Origin of the sequence: Massilia sp., assembly GCF_031995545.1 — a bacterium.
Lineage (GTDB): Bacteria > Pseudomonadota > Gammaproteobacteria > Burkholderiales > Burkholderiaceae_D > Telluria.
The window spans coordinates 33,050-50,112 of the sequence record NZ_DAMAGA010000038.1 but is presented as its reverse complement, the minus strand read 5'-3'; the positions used below and the strand labels follow the sequence as shown (position 1 = coordinate 50,112).

Annotated in this window: 14 protein-coding genes and 1 riboswitch; of the genes, 12 read left to right on the top strand and 2 right to left on the bottom strand. The window is 65.1% G+C overall.

The window, feature by feature from the left end:
• From RTQ83_RS20265 to metF, 4 genes are all read left to right on the top strand, one after another.
• On the top strand, positions 1-495 hold a 495-nt coding region (locus RTQ83_RS20265; protein ID WP_312518566.1), incomplete at its 5' end, for a methionine adenosyltransferase domain-containing protein.
• 139 nt (positions 496-634) lie between these two features.
• A riboswitch (S-adenosyl-L-homocysteine riboswitch) is annotated at positions 635-709 on the top strand.
• A 29-nt stretch (positions 710-738) separates the two neighbouring features.
• The gene (ahcY, locus tag RTQ83_RS20260) at positions 739-2,151 is read left to right on the top strand and encodes an adenosylhomocysteinase (protein ID WP_312518563.1); all 1,413 of its coding nucleotides are present in this window, start codon (positions 739-741) and stop codon (positions 2,149-2,151) included.
• A 116-nt stretch (positions 2,152-2,267) separates the two neighbouring features.
• The gene (locus RTQ83_RS20255) at positions 2,268-2,627 is read left to right on the top strand and encodes a phage holin family protein (protein ID WP_312518562.1); all 360 of its coding nucleotides are present in this window, start codon (positions 2,268-2,270) and stop codon (positions 2,625-2,627) included.
• Positions 2,614-3,444, top strand: coding sequence for a methylenetetrahydrofolate reductase [NAD(P)H] (gene metF, locus RTQ83_RS20250; RefSeq protein WP_312518559.1), 831 nt, complete (start codon positions 2,614-2,616; stop codon positions 3,442-3,444). The genes RTQ83_RS20255 and metF overlap by 14 nt, the downstream gene beginning before the upstream one ends.
• A gap of 27 nt (positions 3,445-3,471) precedes the next feature.
• Here the strand turns inward: metF and RTQ83_RS20245 are convergent, their stop codons facing one another.
• A complete protein-coding gene (locus RTQ83_RS20245) occupies positions 3,472-4,104 on the bottom strand; it encodes a 5-formyltetrahydrofolate cyclo-ligase (protein ID WP_312518557.1) in 633 nt (210 codons plus the stop codon).
• A 203-nt stretch (positions 4,105-4,307) separates the two neighbouring features.
• Between RTQ83_RS20245 and RTQ83_RS20240 the strand changes: the two genes are divergently transcribed.
• From RTQ83_RS20240 to RTQ83_RS20210, 7 genes are all read left to right on the top strand, one after another.
• Positions 4,308-6,197 carry a transglycosylase SLT domain-containing protein gene (locus RTQ83_RS20240; protein WP_409456133.1) on the top strand — a complete coding sequence of 630 codons (1,890 nt, stop codon included), beginning with the start codon at positions 4,308-4,310 and terminating at the stop codon, positions 6,195-6,197.
• A 43-nt stretch (positions 6,198-6,240) separates the two neighbouring features.
• Positions 6,241-7,209 (top strand): complex I NDUFA9 subunit family protein, encoded by a 969-nt coding sequence (locus tag RTQ83_RS20235; protein ID WP_312518552.1) that lies wholly within the window; start codon positions 6,241-6,243, stop codon positions 7,207-7,209.
• A gap of 149 nt (positions 7,210-7,358) precedes the next feature.
• Entirely contained in the window at positions 7,359-8,078 is a 720-nt protein-coding gene (locus tag RTQ83_RS20230) for a glutathione S-transferase family protein (protein WP_312518549.1), read from the top strand.
• Between the two features lie 2 nt (positions 8,079-8,080).
• Entirely contained in the window at positions 8,081-9,340 is a 1,260-nt protein-coding gene (locus RTQ83_RS20225) for a multifunctional CCA addition/repair protein (RefSeq protein ID WP_312518571.1), read from the top strand.
• A gap of 149 nt (positions 9,341-9,489) precedes the next feature.
• Positions 9,490-11,112, top strand: coding sequence for a diguanylate cyclase (locus tag RTQ83_RS20220; RefSeq protein ID WP_312518546.1), 1,623 nt, complete (start codon positions 9,490-9,492; stop codon positions 11,110-11,112).
• 36 nt (positions 11,113-11,148) lie between these two features.
• Entirely contained in the window at positions 11,149-11,799 is a 651-nt protein-coding gene (locus RTQ83_RS20215; RefSeq protein ID WP_312518544.1) for a GNAT family N-acetyltransferase, read from the top strand.
• 119 nt (positions 11,800-11,918) lie between these two features.
• Positions 11,919-12,572 (top strand): PEP-CTERM sorting domain-containing protein, encoded by a 654-nt coding sequence (locus tag RTQ83_RS20210; protein ID WP_312518541.1) that lies wholly within the window; start codon positions 11,919-11,921, stop codon positions 12,570-12,572.
• Between the two features lie 87 nt (positions 12,573-12,659).
• Here the strand turns inward: RTQ83_RS20210 and RTQ83_RS20205 are convergent, their stop codons facing one another.
• Positions 12,660-13,169 (bottom strand): Lrp/AsnC family transcriptional regulator, encoded by a 510-nt coding sequence (locus RTQ83_RS20205; protein ID WP_290418636.1) that lies wholly within the window; start codon positions 13,167-13,169, stop codon positions 12,660-12,662.
• 254 nt (positions 13,170-13,423) lie between these two features.
• Between RTQ83_RS20205 and RTQ83_RS20200 the strand changes: the two genes are divergently transcribed.
• Positions 13,424-16,990 carry an indolepyruvate ferredoxin oxidoreductase family protein gene (locus RTQ83_RS20200; RefSeq protein ID WP_312518536.1) on the top strand — a complete coding sequence of 1,189 codons (3,567 nt, stop codon included), beginning with the start codon at positions 13,424-13,426 and terminating at the stop codon, positions 16,988-16,990.
• The last annotated feature ends 73 nt before the right edge of the window (positions 16,991-17,063 follow it).

Genomic DNA, 17,063 nt, shown 5'->3' with positions numbered 1-17,063 from the left:
TTCCTGGTCAACCCGACCGGCCGCTTCGTCATCGGCGGTCCGCAGGGCGACTGCGGCCTGACCGGCCGCAAGATCATCGTCGACACCTACGGCGGCGCAGCCCCGCACGGCGGCGGCGCGTTCTCGGGCAAGGACCCGTCCAAGGTCGACCGTTCGGCAGCGTACGCCGCCCGCTACGTGGCGAAGAACATCGTTGCCGCCGGCCTGGCGCGCCAGTGCCAGGTGCAGGTCAGCTACGCGATCGGCGTGGCACGCCCGATCAACATCACCGTGTACACCGAAGGCACCGGCGTGATCTCGGACGAGAAAATCGCAGCCCTGGTCAACGAGCACTTCGACCTGCGTCCGAAGGGCATCGTGCAGATGCTGGATCTGCTGCGTCCGATCTACTGCAAGACTGCGGCCTACGGCCACTTCGGCCGCGAAGAGCCGGAGTTCACCTGGGAACGCACCGACAAGGCAGCTGCGCTGCGCGCGGCGGCCGGCCTGTCGTAAGCTGTTCTTGCGCGGACGGGCGAATATGTCCGGGCCGCGCAACGAACTTGGGTCCCGCGAAGGCGGGTACCCAAGTTTTGCCCGCCTACCAGTGGCTTCAAACCACGCCACAGCGCGCCTTAGCCGTGCTAAACTACCTCGTTCCGAGGAGCGTTGCGACCAGAATTCCTCATCTGGCCAGGCTCGGATATCCAAGCAACCGCGCTCACGTTACTTTTTTCTAAACATTGAAAGGAGGGCGTGATGAACGCCGTACTCAAAGATTCCCAAGACTACATCGTCACCGATATCTCCCTGGCTTCCTGGGGCGAGAAGGAAATCCGCATCGCCGAAACCGAGATGCCGGGCCTGATGGCGATCCGCGAAGAATACGCCGCTGCCCAGCCGCTGAAGGGCGCGCGCATCGCCGGTTCGCTGCACATGACGATCCAGACCGCGGTCCTGATCCGCACCCTGGAAGCGCTGGGCGCGACCGTGCGCTGGGCTTCGTGCAACATCTACTCGACCCAGGACCACGCCGCCGCCGCCATCGCCGCGGTCGGCACCCCGGTGTTCGCGGTCAAGGGCGAGACCCTGGACGAATACTGGGAGTACACCCACCGCATCTTCGAATGGCCTGGCGACAACCATGCCAACATGATCCTGGACGACGGCGGCGACGCAACCCTGCTGCTGCACCTGGGCGTGCGCGCCGAGAAAGATATTTCGGTGCTGGACAAGCCGGGCTCGGAAGAAGAAATCTGCCTGTTCAACGCCATCAAGGGCCGTCTGGCACGTGATCCGCAGTGGTACTCGAAGCGTCTGCCATGCATTAAAGGCGTGACCGAAGAAACCACCACCGGCGTGCATCGCCTGTACCAGATGCACCAGGAAGGCAAGCTGGCCTTCCCGGCGATCAACGTCAACGACTCGGTCACCAAGTCGAAGTTCGACAACCTGTACGGCTGCCGCGAATCGCTGGTCGATGGCATCAAGCGCGCCACCGACGTGATGGTCGCCGGCAAGATCGCCGTCATCGCCGGTTACGGTGACGTCGGCAAGGGCTCGGCCCAGGCCATGCGTGCCCTGTCGGCGCAAGTGTGGGTCACCGAAATCGATCCGATCTGCGCACTGCAGGCGGCGATGGAAGGCTACCGCGTCGTGACCATGGACTACGCTGCCGAACACGGCGACATCTTCGTCACCTGCACCGGTAACTACCACGTCATCACCGAGCAGCATATGCTCAAGATGAAGGACCAGGCCATCGTCTGCAACATCGGTCACTTCGACAACGAAATCGAAGTCGCGGCAATCAAGAAGTACGAATGGGAAAACATCAAGCCGCAGGTCGACCACGTCATCTTCCCTGATGGCAAGCGCATTATCCTGCTGGCCGAAGGCCGCCTGGTGAACCTGGGTTGCGGTACCGGCCACCCGTCGTACGTGATGAGCTCGTCGTTCGCGAACCAGACCATCGCCCAGATCGAGCTGTTCATGAACACCGCGCAGTACCCGGTGGGCGTGTACACGCTGCCGAAGAAGCTGGACGAGAAGGTCGCGCGCCTGCAGTTGAAGAAGCTCAACGCCCAGCTGACCACGCTGACCGAAGAGCAGGCCGCCTACATCTCGGTGAGCCAGGAAGGCCCGTACAAGCCGGAACACTACCGCTACTAATCTTTCAGTAGCAGTCGTTCGGCTGTACTCCACGCGAAGCGCTCCCCGGGCGCTTCGCTGTTCCACGAGCCGGGCGCCGCCATGGCGCCCGCGTACCATGAAAGTCGATTGTCACGATGCGCCTCCTGATTACCTGGCTGATCAATGCCGCGGCCCTGATGGCCCTGCCTTACCTGATGCACTCCGTCGAAGTGTCGAGCCTGGGCACCGCGCTGATCGCGGCGCTGGTACTGGGACTGGTCAATACCCTGATCCGTCCGGTGCTGGTGATCCTGACCCTGCCGGTCACGCTGGTCTCGATGGGCCTGTTTATCCTGGTCATCAATGCCTTGCTGTTCTGGCTGGTGGCAAACATGGTGGGCGGCTTCCAGGTGGCGGGATTCTGGTCGGCCTTCCTGGCGGCGATCCTGTACAGCATCATTTCGTGGGCGCTTTCCACTTTGCTTCTTTCCAATAAAGACAATGGAAACTCCTGATTTCAGTATCGAGTTCTTTCCGCCCAAGACGCCGGAAGGCGCCGAAAAGCTGCGCCTGGCGCGCACCAAGCTGGCGGAATTGAGCCCGAAGTATTTCTCGGTGACCTTCGGCGCCGGCGGCAGCACCCAGGACGGCACGCTGCAGACGGTGCGCGAGATCATGGCCGAAGGCCACCAGGCGGCGCCGCACCTGTCGTGCATCGGCGCCACCCGCGACTCGATCCGCGCGGTGCTGCAGCAGTTCAAGGACAGCAATATCCGGCGCCTGGTGGCGCTGCGCGGCGACCTGCCGAGCGGCTATGGCGGCGCGGGCGAGCTGCGCTATGCCAGCGAGCTGGTGGAATTCATCCGCCAGGAAACCGGCGACTGGTTCCACATCGAGGTCGCGGCCTATCCCGAGACGCATCCGCAGGCGCGTTCGCCGCAGGACGATCTGCAGGCGTATGCGCGCAAGGTGCAGGCCGGGGCGAATGCGGCCATTACCCAGTATTTCTATAACGCGGACGCGTATTTCCAGTTCGTCGACAACACGCGCAAGCTGGGCGTCGACGTGCCGGTGGTGGCGGGCATCATGCCGATCACCAACTACATGCAGCTGATGCGTTTTTCGGACATGTGCGGGGCCGAGATCCCGCGCTGGGTGCGCCTGAAGCTGGCCAGTTTCGGCGACGATACGGCGTCGATCCGCGCCTTCGGGCTGGACGTGGTGACCGGGTTGTGCGAACGCCTGCTGGCGGGCGGTGCGCCGGGGCTGCATTTCTACAGCATGAACCAGGCGGCGCCGACGACGGCGATTTGGCAGCGGCTGCGGGGTTGATTGGTGCCGGGCGCTAGCGCCCGGCATTCATTCCTCGGTAATCACCCGATCCAGCGGCACGTCATGCACGTCGCCCGCGAACTCCACCAGCTGGCACGCATACGCGACTCCTAACGTGGCCGGCCGCGGCATGGCTTCCAGCGTGCGATCGTAGAACCCGCCGCCATATCCCATCCGGTACCCCTGCGCATTGAACCCCAGGCACGGCACCAGCAGCGCCGGCGGCCGCTCGACCAGCCGCAGGTCCGCCGGCACCGCCACCCCCAGCTGATCGAACACGGTCGCTTCCCCAGGGATCCACTCAGCAAATCCAAGCGCCGCATCGCGCTCCAGCACCACCGGCAACGCCAGCCGTACGCCTCGCTGCGCCATTTCCGCGTACGCTGGCCGCAAGTCCGGTTCGCCGGCCAGCGGCCAATATACCCCCAGCATTGCATGTGGATGCGCCTGCACCCAGGCCAGCACCTGCGCGCCGATGCGGTCGTCCCAGGCGGCTTTCAGCGCCGGGTCGATCGCGCGCCGCCGCGCCTTGAGGGCGCTGCGCAAGGCAGATTTGTCTTGGGTCAGTGGCGCCTGCGTATGCTGTTGCAGCGAGACATCGGCCTCTGCCACGTCTGGTAGCGGGCCGGAGGTGCGTGGTATTCTTGGTTCGCCGGTCATGGTTTCAATGCAGCGTATTGTGAGAGTTGTGGATGTTTCAATCGAAATTGTCAGCCGGCGCAGTTCCGGCCGCCATTGCCCTTGTTCTGTTCTGTGCGCTATTGCCAGCCGCGCAGGCGCAGGAAGATCCCGATGCACCCGCGCCCGAAGTGGCGCTGCCGCCGGTCCCCGCCGGCGCGCCCAGTGCCCCGGCCGCGCCCGCCATGCAGGGCGTGGCGCCGGCAGCCGGCGACACCCGCGCCGATGACGATAACTTCATGCTGCTGCGCGAAGCATCGCGCCAGAACGACGGCGCGCGCGCCAATGCCATCGCATCGCGCCTGGCGCCCAACTACCTGCTGGCGCCGTATGTCGACTATTATCGTCTGAAACCGCGCCTGCGCGAGGCCATCCAGGACGAGGTGCTGCAAGTGCTGCGCCGCCATGATGGTACGGCGGTGGCCGACCGCCTGCGCAACGACTGGCTGATCGAGCTGGGCAAGCGCGGTGAATGGAACACGTTCCAGCGCGAAGTCGGCACCCTTGGCCAATCGGGCGACCTGCAGGTACGCTGCTACGCCTTGCTCGGCCGCGCCAGCCGCGGCGAATCGGTGGCCCAGGAAGCGCGTGCGCTGCTGACCAATCCGCCGAACTACGGCGACGCCTGCGCCGCCCTGACTGCCGAGCTCGCCCGTAACGGACAATTCACCCAGGCCGACCTGCTGCGCCAGCTGCGCCTGGCAGGCGAAACCAATGCCACCGGCCCGGCGCGCCGCATCGCCGTGCTGCTCGGCCTGCCCGAAGGACGCGCCACCCAGGCGGTCGACCTGCCGGCGGTGGCGATGGCGCGCGGCGTCGGCAAGACCCGCGCCGAACAGGAACTGTACCTGGTCGCGGTCGGCCGCATGGCGCGTACCAGCCTCAAGCTGGCCGCCGTGGGCCTGGACAAGAATGGTCCCAAGCTCGACGCCGAAGAACGCGCGATCGGCTGGGCCAACGTGGCGCTGGCCGCCTCGATCGCGCTGGCGCCGGAAGCCGACGAATACTGGCGCCGTTCGAAAGGCGCGCCGCTGTCGGACTTCCAGATGCAATGGAAGACGCGCATGGCGCTGCGCCGCGGCGACTGGAAGGAAGTGCGCGCGACGATTGAAGCGATGCCGCCGGCGCTGCGCAACGATTCCACCTGGATCTACTGGCTCGGCCGCGCGCGCCAGGCCGAAGGCCATTCGGTCGAGGCGCGCGACCTGTTCAGCGGCATCGCCGCCCAGTCGACCTTCTATGGCCAGCTGGCCCAGGAAGAGCTGGGGCGGCTGGTGGTGGCGCCGCCGCCGGTGGCGCCGATCAGCGCCGCCGAGCTGGCCCAGGCGAGCAGCAATCCGAGCCTGCAACGGGCCTTGAAGTTCTATAGTTTGAGCCTGCGCGCGGAAGGCAACCGTGAATGGAACTGGGGCTTGCGCAATCTGTCTGAACGTCAGCTGCTGGCCGCCGCCGAGCTGGCGCGCCGCAACGAGCTGCTCGACCGCATGGTCGAAACCTCGCTGCGCACGCGCACCGAACTCAGCTACGACCAGCGCTTCCCGGCGCCGCACCTCGAACTCCTGAAGCCGACCGCCCAGGGGCTCGGGCTGGACAAGGCCTGGGTGTATGGCCTGATCCGCCAGGAATCGCGCTTCATCCGCGACGCACGTTCCGGCGTCGGCGCTTCGGGCCTGATGCAGGTGATGCCCGCCACCGGCAAGTGGGTGGCCAACAAGATCGGCCTGGAGAATTTCGTGCACGACATGCTCAGCGATATCCGCACCAATATCACGCTCGGCGCCAACTACATGAACATGGTGCTGGGTAATTTCGACGGCTCCTATGTGCTGGCCACCGCCGCCTACAACGCCGGTCCGGGACGCTCGCGCACCTGGCGCGGCCGCCTCGACCAGCCGATGGAAGGGGCGATCTTCGTCGAGAGCATCCCGTTCACCGAGACGCGCGGCTACGTGCGCAACGTGATGGCGAATGCCACCAATTACGCCTCGATCTTCGAGGGCAAGCCGCAATCGCTGAAGGCGCGCCTGGGCACGATCAGCCCGCGCGGCGGCGGCAGCGGTTCGGTGCTCGATTGATGGAGCGAACGATGCCGGCAGCAACTGCGCATCCGCGACGGCCATGACCACCCGCCCGCTCAAGGTGCTGCTGATCGGCGGCACCGGCTTCATCGGCAACCACCTGGCCGCGCGCCTGTCCGACGACGGCGTCGGCGTGCTGGTGGCGGCGCGCCACGTCGAAGCGGCGCGCCACCTGACCATGCTGCCGGGCGTGGACGTCGACGTGGCCGACATCCACGACGATGCCGTGCTGCGCCGGCTGGCGGCCGGATGCGACGCCGTGATCAACCTGGTCGGCGTGCTGCACGGCGGCCACGGCCAGCCCTACGGCGACGGCTTCCGGCGCCTGCACGTCGAGCTGCCGCGCCGCATCGCCGCCGCCTGCGCCGCCAGCGGCGTGCCGCGCTACCTGCACATGAGCGCGCTCGGCGCGAGCAGCGCCAGTCCCTCGATGTATGGCCGCTCGAAGGCCGACGGCGAGGCCGCCGCACGCAGCGAAAGCACGGTCGCCGCCACCATCTTCCGGCCGTCGGTGGTGTTCGGCGAGGGCGACCACTTCCTGACCATGTTCGCGCGCCTGCAGCGCCATCTGCCGCTCGTGCCGCTGGCCGGCAGCACGGCGCGCTTCCAGCCGGTGTGGGTGGGCGACGTCGCCGCCGCCATCTCGACCGCAATGGCGCGTCCGGACACGCGCAACGCCATCATCGAGCTGGGCGGGCCGAACGTGTACACGCTGGCCGAGCTGGTACGCCTGTCCGGTCGTTATAGCGGGCACGAGCGCAAGGTGATCGGCCTGCCGGACGGCGTGGCGCGGTTGCAGGCGCGCCTGTTCGAACTGCTGCCGGGAGACCCCCTGATCAGCCGCGACAATCTCGACTCGATGCGGGTCGATAACGTGGTCGCGCCCGACACCCGCGCCTTGACAGCCGCGGCGCTGGGACTCAAGCTCTCGTCGATCGAAGCGATCGCGCCGCACTACCTGGCGGGCGGCGACCGGCTGGACGACTATCGCACCCATGCCGGGCGCTGAGCGCCTGACCGCCGGCATCGCGCCGATGCGGCGTTGCCGGCTGGCGCTGTTCGGCCGCCATCGTCGCCGGATGCAATAGCCCGCAACGTTGCCGGCCACGCTACGCCGGCAGCGCTTCCCTTTAACGGTTTACATTTTTCTCGGACACCATGCAGACCATCGACCTCGACCCGATCCTCTCGCACACCCTGGAGCAGGCGCGGCAGCCCGGCCTGACCCTGGTCATCGGCAACAAGAACCTGTCCTCGTGGTCGATGCGTCCGTGGGTGGCGGCAGTGGCGTTCGGCATCCCGTTCACCGAGATCCGCGTCCTGCTCGACCAGCGCGACACCGCCAACGAGATCGCGCGCTATTCGCACGCGGGCCGGGTGCCGGTGCTGATCTCGGGCGAGATGACGATCTGGGACAGCCTGGCCATCGTCGAATACCTGGCCGAGCAATTCCCCGACAAGCACCTGTGGCCGCAGGACGTGGCGGCGCGCGCGCTGGCGCGCTCGATCGTGGCCGAGATGCATTCGGGTTTTAGCGAGCTGCGCAGCGCGATGCCGATGCACATTCAGTCCAGCTTGCCGGGCCGTGGCCGCACGCCTGGCGCCCAGGCCGACATTGGCCGCATCTGCGAGATCTGGGAAGACTGCCTGTCGCGCTTCGGCCACCATCAGTTTTTGTTCGGCGAGTTCTCGATCGCCGACGCCTTCTATGCGCCGGTGGTGATGCGCTTCAAGACCTATGGCGTGGCGCTGGCGCCGGCGCTGCAGGCCTACTGCAACCGCATGCAGGCGCACCCGGCGGTAGCGCGCTGGGTGGGCGAGGCGATGGCGGAAGACGATCCGACCCCGCTGCACGACATGGAGCTGCCCGGCGAATGAGCATGCAGTGTTATGTCGTCGGCGGCGCGGTGCGCGATGAGCTGCTGGGCCTGCCGGTGCAGGACCGCGACCACGTGGTGGTCGGCGCCACCCCGCAGGAAATGCTGGACGCGGGCTTTCGTGCGGTGGGCAAGGATTTCCCCGTCTTCCTGCACCCGAAAACGCACGAGGAATACGCGCTGGCGCGCACCGAGCGCAAGACCGCGCCGGGGTATCACGGCTTCAGTTTCCACGCTGCGCCCGACGTTACGCTCGAGCAGGACCTGATCCGGCGCGACCTGACCATCAACGCCATGGCGCTGGGCGACGACGGCGTCATCGTCGACCCGTATGGCGGCCGGCGCGATCTCGAGGCGCGCCTGTTCCGCCATGTGTCGGAGGCCTTCGCCGAAGACCCGGTACGCATCCTGCGCATCGCCCGCTTCGCCGCGCGCCTGCCCGAGTTTCGGGTAGCCGAAGACACCAATGCGCTGATGCGCCAGATGGTGGAGCAGGGCGAGGTCGACGCCCTGGTGCCCGAGCGCGTGTGGCAGGAACTGGCGCGCGGTCTGATGGCGCGGCGCCCGTCGCGCATGCTGGCGGTGCTGCGCGACTGCGGCGCACTGGCGCGCATCCTGCCCGAACTGGACGCGCTGTGGGGCGTGCCGCAACCAAGCGCGCACCATCCCGAGATCGATACCGGCGCCCACATGATGCTGGTCATCGACTACGCCGCGGAACAGGGCCACTCGCTGGAGGTGCGCTTCGCCGCGCTGATGCACGACCTCGGCAAGGGCATCACCCCGCCCGAGCAATGGCCGAGCCACCATGGCCATGAAGGCGAAGGCGTCGCCCTGATCGGCGAAGTATGCAAGCGCCTGAAGGTGCCGAACGAATGCCGCGACCTGGCCATCATGACCGCGCGCGAACACGGCAACATCAGCCGCGCGCTTCAATTGCGCGCCAACACGGTCGTCAGCCTGATCGAACGCTGCGACGGCCTGCGCAAGCCTGAGCGTTTCGCCCAGATGCTGCTGGCGGCCGAGTGCGATGCACGCGGACGCGGCGACGAGACGCATCCAATGCGCTTCGAAGCGTATCCGCAGCGCGAGTACCTGCTGCATGCGCTGGACGCGGCGCGCGGGGTGAATGCCGGCGCGATCGCGGGCCGCCTGGCCGATCGCCGGGACAAGATCCCGGAAGCGGTGCACCAGGCGCGGGTGGAAGCGGTGAAGGTGGCGTTGCAGCAGGAAGAGCAGCCCGAGCCGGCAGCGCCCCGGTAATCCCGGCGGCCCGCAACGCTGCAGCATGCGGGCCGATTGTTGCACCCATCCCGCATAAGTGTTACATGTAGTTACACCCTGCTCGCGTCCCACCGCCAGCTTTTGTTATCCTTCAAGTAACCCGATTTCGTTGCCTTGGAGAAAAAACAATGCTTACCACGCTGGCGCGGCGCATTACAAGCTGGAGTCAACGCCGCCGCCAGCTATTGGCAGGCGTTGCGGTCGTCCTGCTGGCCCTGATGCTGGCCATCCTCTACCTGCGCACCGAAGCGGTCGACCCCGCCATCAGCAACCGCGTCACGCTCAACCTGCGCGAGCTGGAAAAGCTGGACGCCGAATGGGATGCCAACATCCTGCGCGCCCACATCGGCCGCCCCTCGCCCGACCCCAAGCTCACCGCCCAGCTGCCGCGCATGCGCGACCTGATGGAGCGCCTGCGTGACGCCCTGCCATTGACCCAAGGCAGTGGCGCCAGCGCCGCCTTCGGCAGCCTGGAAACGGCGCTGCGCAACAAGGAGCAGCTGGTCGGCCAGTTCGCCATCCACAATCCGCCATTGCGCGCGGCGCTACTGCACATGCCGCCGGCGGTGGCCGACCTCAAGACCGAACTGAGCGGCATCGAAGGCGCGCTGGCGCCGGCGCGCATCGTGGTGCGCCTGGACACCACCCTGAATGCCTTGCTGACCGAAACCCTGCGCTACAACATCGCCCCCTCTCCCGCGCTGGCGAGCCGCATCGACGAAATCTTGGGTGACGTCGCCGCCCAGCAGATCGCCTTTTCGCCGGCCGTGATCGACAAGATGGATGCAGTGATTCACAGCTGCCGCGTGATCCTGGAAAAGCGTCCGCTGGAAAACATGCTGGAAGCGCAGATCGCCGCCACCGGCAGTGACGCCGCGCTGGAGCGCCTTGAGCGCGAGTTCGACCGTTCGTTCGACGCCGTGCTGCTCGAGCGCGAGCGTTCGCGCGTCTACCTGTTCGCCTATGCGGCGCTGCTGCTGGTGCTGCTGGCCTGGGCCGGCTGGCGCCTGCGCCGCAGCTACCGCATCATCGGCGAGGTCAACGCCAGCCTGCAGTCGGCCAACGAGACGCTGGAACACCGCGTCGCCGAGAGAACCGCCGAGCTCGAGGCGCAGTCGCGCCAGCTCGAACGCCTGGCCCAGCACGACAGCCTGACGGGCCTGATCAACTACCGCCAGATCACGCGCCTGCTGGAGCGGGCGCTGGCGCGCGCCGACCGCCGCGACAGCGTGGTGGTGCTGATGTTCATCGACCTGGACGGCTTCAAGGCGGTCAACGACACCTGGGGCCATGCCACCGGCGACATGGTGCTACAACTGGTGGCACGCCGGGTGCAGGAGAAACTGCGCGCCGAAGACGCGCTGGCGCGCCTGGGCGGCGACGAATTCGTGATCATGCTCGAAGACGTCACCTCGCGCGACGGCGCGCTGCGGGTGGCGCGGCTGGCGCTGGAGCAGATCGAGTCGATCGTCGAGGCCGACGGCCATCCGGTCAGCATCTCGGCCAGCATCGGCATCGCCAGCGCGCGCGGCCAGAGCGGCGCGGCGCGCGGGCAGGAAGCCTTGCTGGCCGACGCCGACAAGGCGATGTACGAAGCCAAGCAGGCTGGCAAGGGCCGTTTCGTGGTCAGTCCGCAGTCGCAATGGCTGGGACCGACAGCCAGGGAAGTGCCGCGCGAACGATTGCGCGAGTTGCCGCCTGTGATCGAAGCCGATGCAACAAACGGCGCGGACCGCGACCCGATCGGCTAGAATCGGCTTGTTGCACTGCACAACGAGGATGTGAACATGCTGGACAACCCATTACAGCGCTGGATCCAGGGCTTGCGCGGCAAGAAGGGCCGGGTGCCGGTGCTGGTCAAGGAGCTTGGCGAGCGCGACCGCCGCCGCATCCTGCGCCACCTGCTGGCGCTGGACAGCGGCGACCGTCTGCTGCGCTTCGGCAGCATGATCCCGGACGAGGGGATCACGGCCTATGTGGGCAAGATCGACTTCGCGCGCGATATCGTGTTTGGGGTGGTCAACAATGTGTTCCAGCTGGTGGGCGTGGGGCACCTGGCGTTCGCGCCGTCGGAAGGAAAGAAGACCGACAAGGAGCAGATCGCCGAGTTCGGGGTATCGGTCTCGGCCTCGGCGCGCGGACAGGGCGTCGGCACCCGGTTGTTCCAACGCGCCGCGATCCATTGCCGCAATTCGGACGTCGATACGCTGTATATGCAGTGTCTGACGTCGAACCAGACCATGATGCACATTGCCAAGAAGGCCGGGATGCGGATCAAGCGCGAGTATGGTGAGGCCGATGCCCACCTGGAGTTGCCGCCGCCCAGCCCGGGCAGCGTAATGGCCGAGGCCCTGGAGGAGCAGTTTGCGGTGATCGATTACACGGTCAAGGCAAATGCCAGAGCAGCTGCGAAATTTTTCACTCTGAAAAAACGGTGACAGAGCAGTACCTATCGTCTGTCGAAATTTTTTACATCGATGAACGCTTAGGCTAAGCGGATGTTATTGAAGCTTTATATTTCAAGGCCTTATCACGAATGGCATGACTATTGCTATTCATGTCCTTTTCAAAACGAAAGGGATTTTTCATGATAATAAGAGCCGTGCTAACTGCAATTGCACTTTATTTTGTTACTTCGTCGAGTTATGCAGGCATCGTCTACCAATGGCGTGCCTTGAATAATGAGGTGCCACGTGGTATTCAATTTGAAATGGAGTTCGACCGTGCAACAGTGGCTTCAGGGGCATTCTCCTGGTCTTTAGAACCTGGGAATTATGATGGCCCAGCCGACTCTACTCTGGGCCTCAAGCGTATTCGTTTCGCATATCCATTCTACGGGCATACAACCAGCGATCCTCAATATTCCGTGGTTGATTTCGTCCCTCAGATAGGGCTAATGCACATGCAAACGCAAATTCACATGAGCGTGACATTTAATGCAGAAGGATATCTGGAGGGAATGGTATTTTTTTCTACGATCAATCCAGATCTTTCATTAGCAATGATTTCCGAAGGACGACTTTTCACCATTGGAGCGTCGGGTGATGGCACCGGGCATACTGGTGCTGGTTGCGGATGGGGAATCGAGATCGATTGCGCAGGCGCTGTTGGTGAAATGCGACGTGTCGATGTTCCAGAGCCTGAATCCTTAGCATTGATCGGACTTGGCCTATTGGCTGTTTTCGCCATTCGGCGCAAGGTCACCCTATAAGCTCAAACCGAATTAAGTCTTCGCAAACTGAAGAAAGTCGCGACCAACGGTCTCGACTTTCTCTGCGGCATTAAGCTCTGTCGAGCTTTACACCAGCGGCATCGCCGTGGTCTCCTTGATCCGCTGCAGCGCAAAGCTCGACTTCACATCCAGCACCGCCGGATGCTTGAGCAGCGTGCCCATCATGAAGCGCGAGAAGTGGTCCATGTCTTCCACATGCACGCGCAGCAGGAAATCCATCTCCCCCGTCATCGCATAGCACGCCACCACTTCCGGCCAGGTGCCGACCGACACCGCGAAATCGTTGCGCGGCGACGTCGCCGGCAAGCCCGGCGCGCGGCTGATGCTGGCCACCTCGCTGTGCTTTTCCAGGCGTACGTTGACATACGCCAGCAGCCCCAGCCCGATCTTGTCCGGATCGAGCAACGCCACGTACTGGCGGATCACGCCTGCCTCTTCCAGCCGCTTGATACGGCGCAGGCAAGGGGAGGGCGACAAGTTCACCCGCTCCGCCACGTCCTGGTTCGACAGCCGGCCATCACTCTGCAGGATCTCGAGGATCTTGCGGTCGGTTTTATCCAGCTCAATTTTTGACATACACACCTCTGATTACTCTTGTATATCGCAATTTTATTGCGCAATTCAACGGGCGGGGGGAATTGATTGGAATTTAATGCTGGAGGCCCAGGACTATACTGGGTTCCTTACGGGAGGAGACTGCCAAGCCCGCCGCCAGCGTACCCGAATCGGCTCGATAGAAGCCGGCAGCGCGACGGCCAGGGCGGCAGATCGACAGGGAACGGCAATGTACCGAACCCAACCTCTCGCCACGAGGACATTGGAGACAAGCAATGAACGCACCCCTGGACCGCGCCAAGCTCGCGCTGCCCGAGCACGCCACGCAGCACGATATATCCCTGGACGACAAATGGACGCTGGAGCGTGGCCGCGCCTTCATGACCGGTACCCAGGCCCTGATCCGCCTGCCGATGCTGCAGCGCGAGCGCGACCTGAAAGCCGGCCTGAACACCGCCGGCTTCATCACCGGCTACCGCGGCTCGCCGGTCACCTCGGTCGACCAGACCGCGATGAAGGCGAAAAAGCACCTCGAAGAGCACCACGTCAAGTTCCACCCCGGCATGAACGAAGACCTGGCCGCGACCTCGGTCTGGGGCACCCAGCAAACCAATCTGTACCAGGATGCCAAGTACGACGGCGTGTTCGCCATGTGGTACGGCAAAGGCCCGGGCGTGGACCGCTGCGGCGACGTCTTCAAGCACGGCAATAACGCCGGCTCGTCGAAGCACGGCGGCGTGCTGGTGCTGGCCGGCGACGACCACGCGGCCAAATCGTCGTCCACCGCGCACCAGTCCGACCATATCCTGACCCACTGCGGCATCCCGGTGCTGTACCCGTCCTCGGTGCAGGAATACCTCGATTTCGGCCTGCATGCCTGGGCCATGAGCCGCTACACCGGCCTGTGGGTATCGATGAAGTGCGTGACCGACATCATCGAATCGGGCGCCGTGGTCGACCTCGATCCGGACCGCGTGCAGATCGCCATGCCGACCGACTTCGAATTGCCGCCAGGCGGCCTGAACATCCGCTGGCCGGACGCCGTGCTGGATCAGGAAGTGCGGATGAGCAATTTCAAGTGGTACGCGGCGCTGGCCTATGCCCGCGCCAACAAACTGAACCGCATCATCTGGGACAGCCCGAAACCGAAGATCGGTATCATCACCGCCGGCAAAAGCTACCTGGACACGCGCCAGGCGCTGGCCGACCTCGGCATCGACGAGCAGGCGGCGCGCGACATCGGCCTGCGCCTGTACAAGGTCGGCATGACCTGGCCGCTCGAGGCCGAAGGCGTGCACGAATTCGCGCGCGGCCTGGACGAAATCCTGGTGGTGGAAGAAAAGCGCCAGGTGATGGAATACGCGCTCAAGGAAGCGCTGTACAACCTGCCGGACAGCGAGCGTCCGCGCGTGGTCGGCAAGTTCGACGACACCGGCGAATGGAGCAACAAGAACCACATGGGCCACGGCGACTGGCTGCTGCCGGCCACGTATGAGCTGAACCCGGCTCAGATCGCGCGCGCTATCGCGTCGCGCATCTCGCACTACTGCGCCGGTCATCCGGTGGCCGAACGGGTGCGCGAACGCATTGCCTTCCTCGAAGCCAAGGAGCTAGTGCTCAAGAGCATCCCGGCCAAGCCGAATCCGGAAACCGACCGCATTCCGTACTTCTGCTCCGGCTGCCCGCACAATAGCTCGACCAAAGTGCCGGAAGGCTCGCGCGCCATGGCCGGCATCGGCTGCCACTACATGGTGCTGTGGATGGACCGCGAAACCTCGACCTTCACCCACATGGGGGCGGAAGGCACGACCTGGATCGGCCAGGCGCCGTTCACCAACGAGAAGCACGTGTTCGTCAACCTGGGCGACGGCACTTACTTCCACTCGGGCGCGCTGGCGATCCGCGCTTCGGTCGCGGCCAAGGTCAACATCACCTACAAGATTTTGTACAACGATGCGGTCGCGATGACCGGCGGCCAGAACGTCGACGGCCCGCTCGACCCGGGCATGATCAGCCGCCAGATCGCGGCCGAAGGCGTCAAGCCGATCATCGTCGTGACCGACGAGCCGGACAAATATCCCGCCGACTACAACTGGGCGCCGGGCACCACGGTGCGCCACCGTTCCGAGCTGATGGACGTGCAGCGCGAGCTGCGCGAAATGCCGGGTGTGTCGGCCGTGATCTACGACCAGACCTGTGCTTCGGAAAAACGTCGTCGCCGCAAAAAAGGCGAATTCCCCGACCCGGCCAAGCGCGCCGTGATCAACGAAGCCGTGTGCGAAGGCTGCGGCGACTGCTCGGTGCAGTCGAACTGCCTGTCGGTCGAGCCGCTGGAAACTGAACTGGGCCGCAAGCGCCAGATCAACCAATCGTCGTGCAATAAAGACTTCTCGTGCGTGTCGGGCTTCTGCCCGAGCTTCGTCACGGTCGAAGGCGGCGGGCTGAAGAAGCCGAAGAAAGCGACCACGACCGAAGCAGCGCCACCGGCATTGCCCGAGCCGCGCATCCCGTCGGTCGAGACGCCGTTCGGCATCCTGGTGGCCGGCGTCGGCGGCACCGGCGTGGTGACCGTGGGCCAGATCCTGGCAGTCGCGGCCCACGTCGAAGGCAAGGGCGCCGTGGTGCTCGACCAGAGCGGGCTGGCGCAGAAGGGCGGTCCGGTGATGTCGCATGTGCGCCTGGCCGAACACCAGGCCGACCTGCACTCGACCCGCGTCGGCACCGGCAGCGCAGACCTGGTGATCGGCTGCGACCAGATCGTCACCGCCAGCCGCGACGCGCTGTCGCGCATGGGCGAAGGCCGCACCTGGGCCGCGGTCAACGCCACCGGCGCCACCACCGCTGCCTTCGTCAAGAATCCGGACTGGCAGTTCCCGGCCGAGGGTTCGCGCGGATCGATCCTGCAAGCCTGTGGCGCCGAGAACGTCGATTTCGTCGACGCCGGCCGCATCGCCACCGCGCTGATGGGCGACGCCATCGCCACCAATATGTTCATGCTCGGCTACGCCTTCCAGAAGGGCCACGTGCCGCTGCGGGAAGCGTCGCTCATGAAGGCGATCGAACTGAACAACGTGTCGGTGGCGTTCAACAAGGCCGCCTTCAACTGGGGCCGCACGGCGGCGCATGACCTGGCGTCGGTGACGAAAGTGGCCGCGCCGGCCAAGGTGATCGAGTTCAAGCGCACGCAAACGCTGGACGAGATCGTCAACCGCCGCATCGAGCTGCTGACCGCTTACCAGAACGCCGCCTACGCTGCGCAGTACAAGGGCTTCGTGGACAGCGTGCGGGCCGAGGAAGCCAAGCTGGGCAAGGGCACGCGCCTGAGCGAAGCGGTGGCGCGCTACTTCTACAAGCTGATGGCGTACAAGGACGAGTACGAAGTCGCGCGCCTGCACACCGATCCAGCCTTCCGCGACAAGATCGCCGGCATGTTCGAAGGCGACATCAAGGTCAAGTTCCACCTGGCGCCGCCGCTGATGGCCAAGCACGACAAGCAAGGCCATGCGATCAAGCGCGAATATGGTCCGTGGATGATGAATGCGTTCGGCGTGCTGGCCAAATTCAAGGGCTTGCGTGGTACCGCGCTGGACGTGTTCGGCTATACCGCCGAGCGGCGTACCGAGCGCGCGCTGGTCAAGCAGTATCGCGACACGGTGGCGGCCTTGCTGCCGAAGCTGACGGCGGACAACCTGGCGCAGGCGGTGGCGATTGCCAGCATCCCGGAAGAGATCCGCGGCTATGGTCACGTCAAGGCGCGGCATCTGAAGGCGGCCAAGGAGAAGGAAGCGGGGCTGGTGGCGGCGTTTCATGCGCCGGCTGGCGCGGCGCCACGTGCAGCGTAAGGGATTGCGGTCGCGCATTGATCGTACCGGCGTGAGTTGAACGCGTCGGCGGGAGACCCGCCAACCCTACGTA

Bases quoted from the DNA above. Each gene is read 5' to 3' on its own strand.
- ahcY (WP_312518563.1), top strand. From the start codon at position 739: ATGAACGCCGTACTCAAAGATTCCCAAGACTACATCGTCACCGATATC.
- RTQ83_RS20255 (WP_312518562.1), top strand. From the start codon at position 2,268: ATGCGCCTCCTGATTACCTGGCTGATCAATGCCGCGGCCCTGATGGCC.
- metF (WP_312518559.1), top strand. From the start codon at position 2,614: ATGGAAACTCCTGATTTCAGTATCGAGTTCTTTCCGCCCAAGACGCCG.
- RTQ83_RS20245 (WP_312518557.1), bottom strand. From the start codon at position 4,104: ATGACCGGCGAACCAAGAATACCACGCACCTCCGGCCCGCTACCAGAC.
- RTQ83_RS20240 (WP_409456133.1), top strand. From the start codon at position 4,308: ATGCAGGGCGTGGCGCCGGCAGCCGGCGACACCCGCGCCGATGACGAT.
- RTQ83_RS20235 (WP_312518552.1), top strand. From the start codon at position 6,241: ATGACCACCCGCCCGCTCAAGGTGCTGCTGATCGGCGGCACCGGCTTC.
- RTQ83_RS20230 (WP_312518549.1), top strand. From the start codon at position 7,359: ATGCAGACCATCGACCTCGACCCGATCCTCTCGCACACCCTGGAGCAG.
- RTQ83_RS20225 (WP_312518571.1), top strand. From the start codon at position 8,081: ATGCAGTGTTATGTCGTCGGCGGCGCGGTGCGCGATGAGCTGCTGGGC.
- RTQ83_RS20220 (WP_312518546.1), top strand. From the start codon at position 9,490: ATGCTTACCACGCTGGCGCGGCGCATTACAAGCTGGAGTCAACGCCGC.
- RTQ83_RS20215 (WP_312518544.1), top strand. From the start codon at position 11,149: ATGCTGGACAACCCATTACAGCGCTGGATCCAGGGCTTGCGCGGCAAG.
- RTQ83_RS20210 (WP_312518541.1), top strand. From the start codon at position 11,919: ATGTCCTTTTCAAAACGAAAGGGATTTTTCATGATAATAAGAGCCGTG.
- RTQ83_RS20205 (WP_290418636.1), bottom strand. From the start codon at position 13,169: ATGTCAAAAATTGAGCTGGATAAAACCGACCGCAAGATCCTCGAGATC.
- RTQ83_RS20200 (WP_312518536.1), top strand. From the start codon at position 13,424: ATGAACGCACCCCTGGACCGCGCCAAGCTCGCGCTGCCCGAGCACGCC.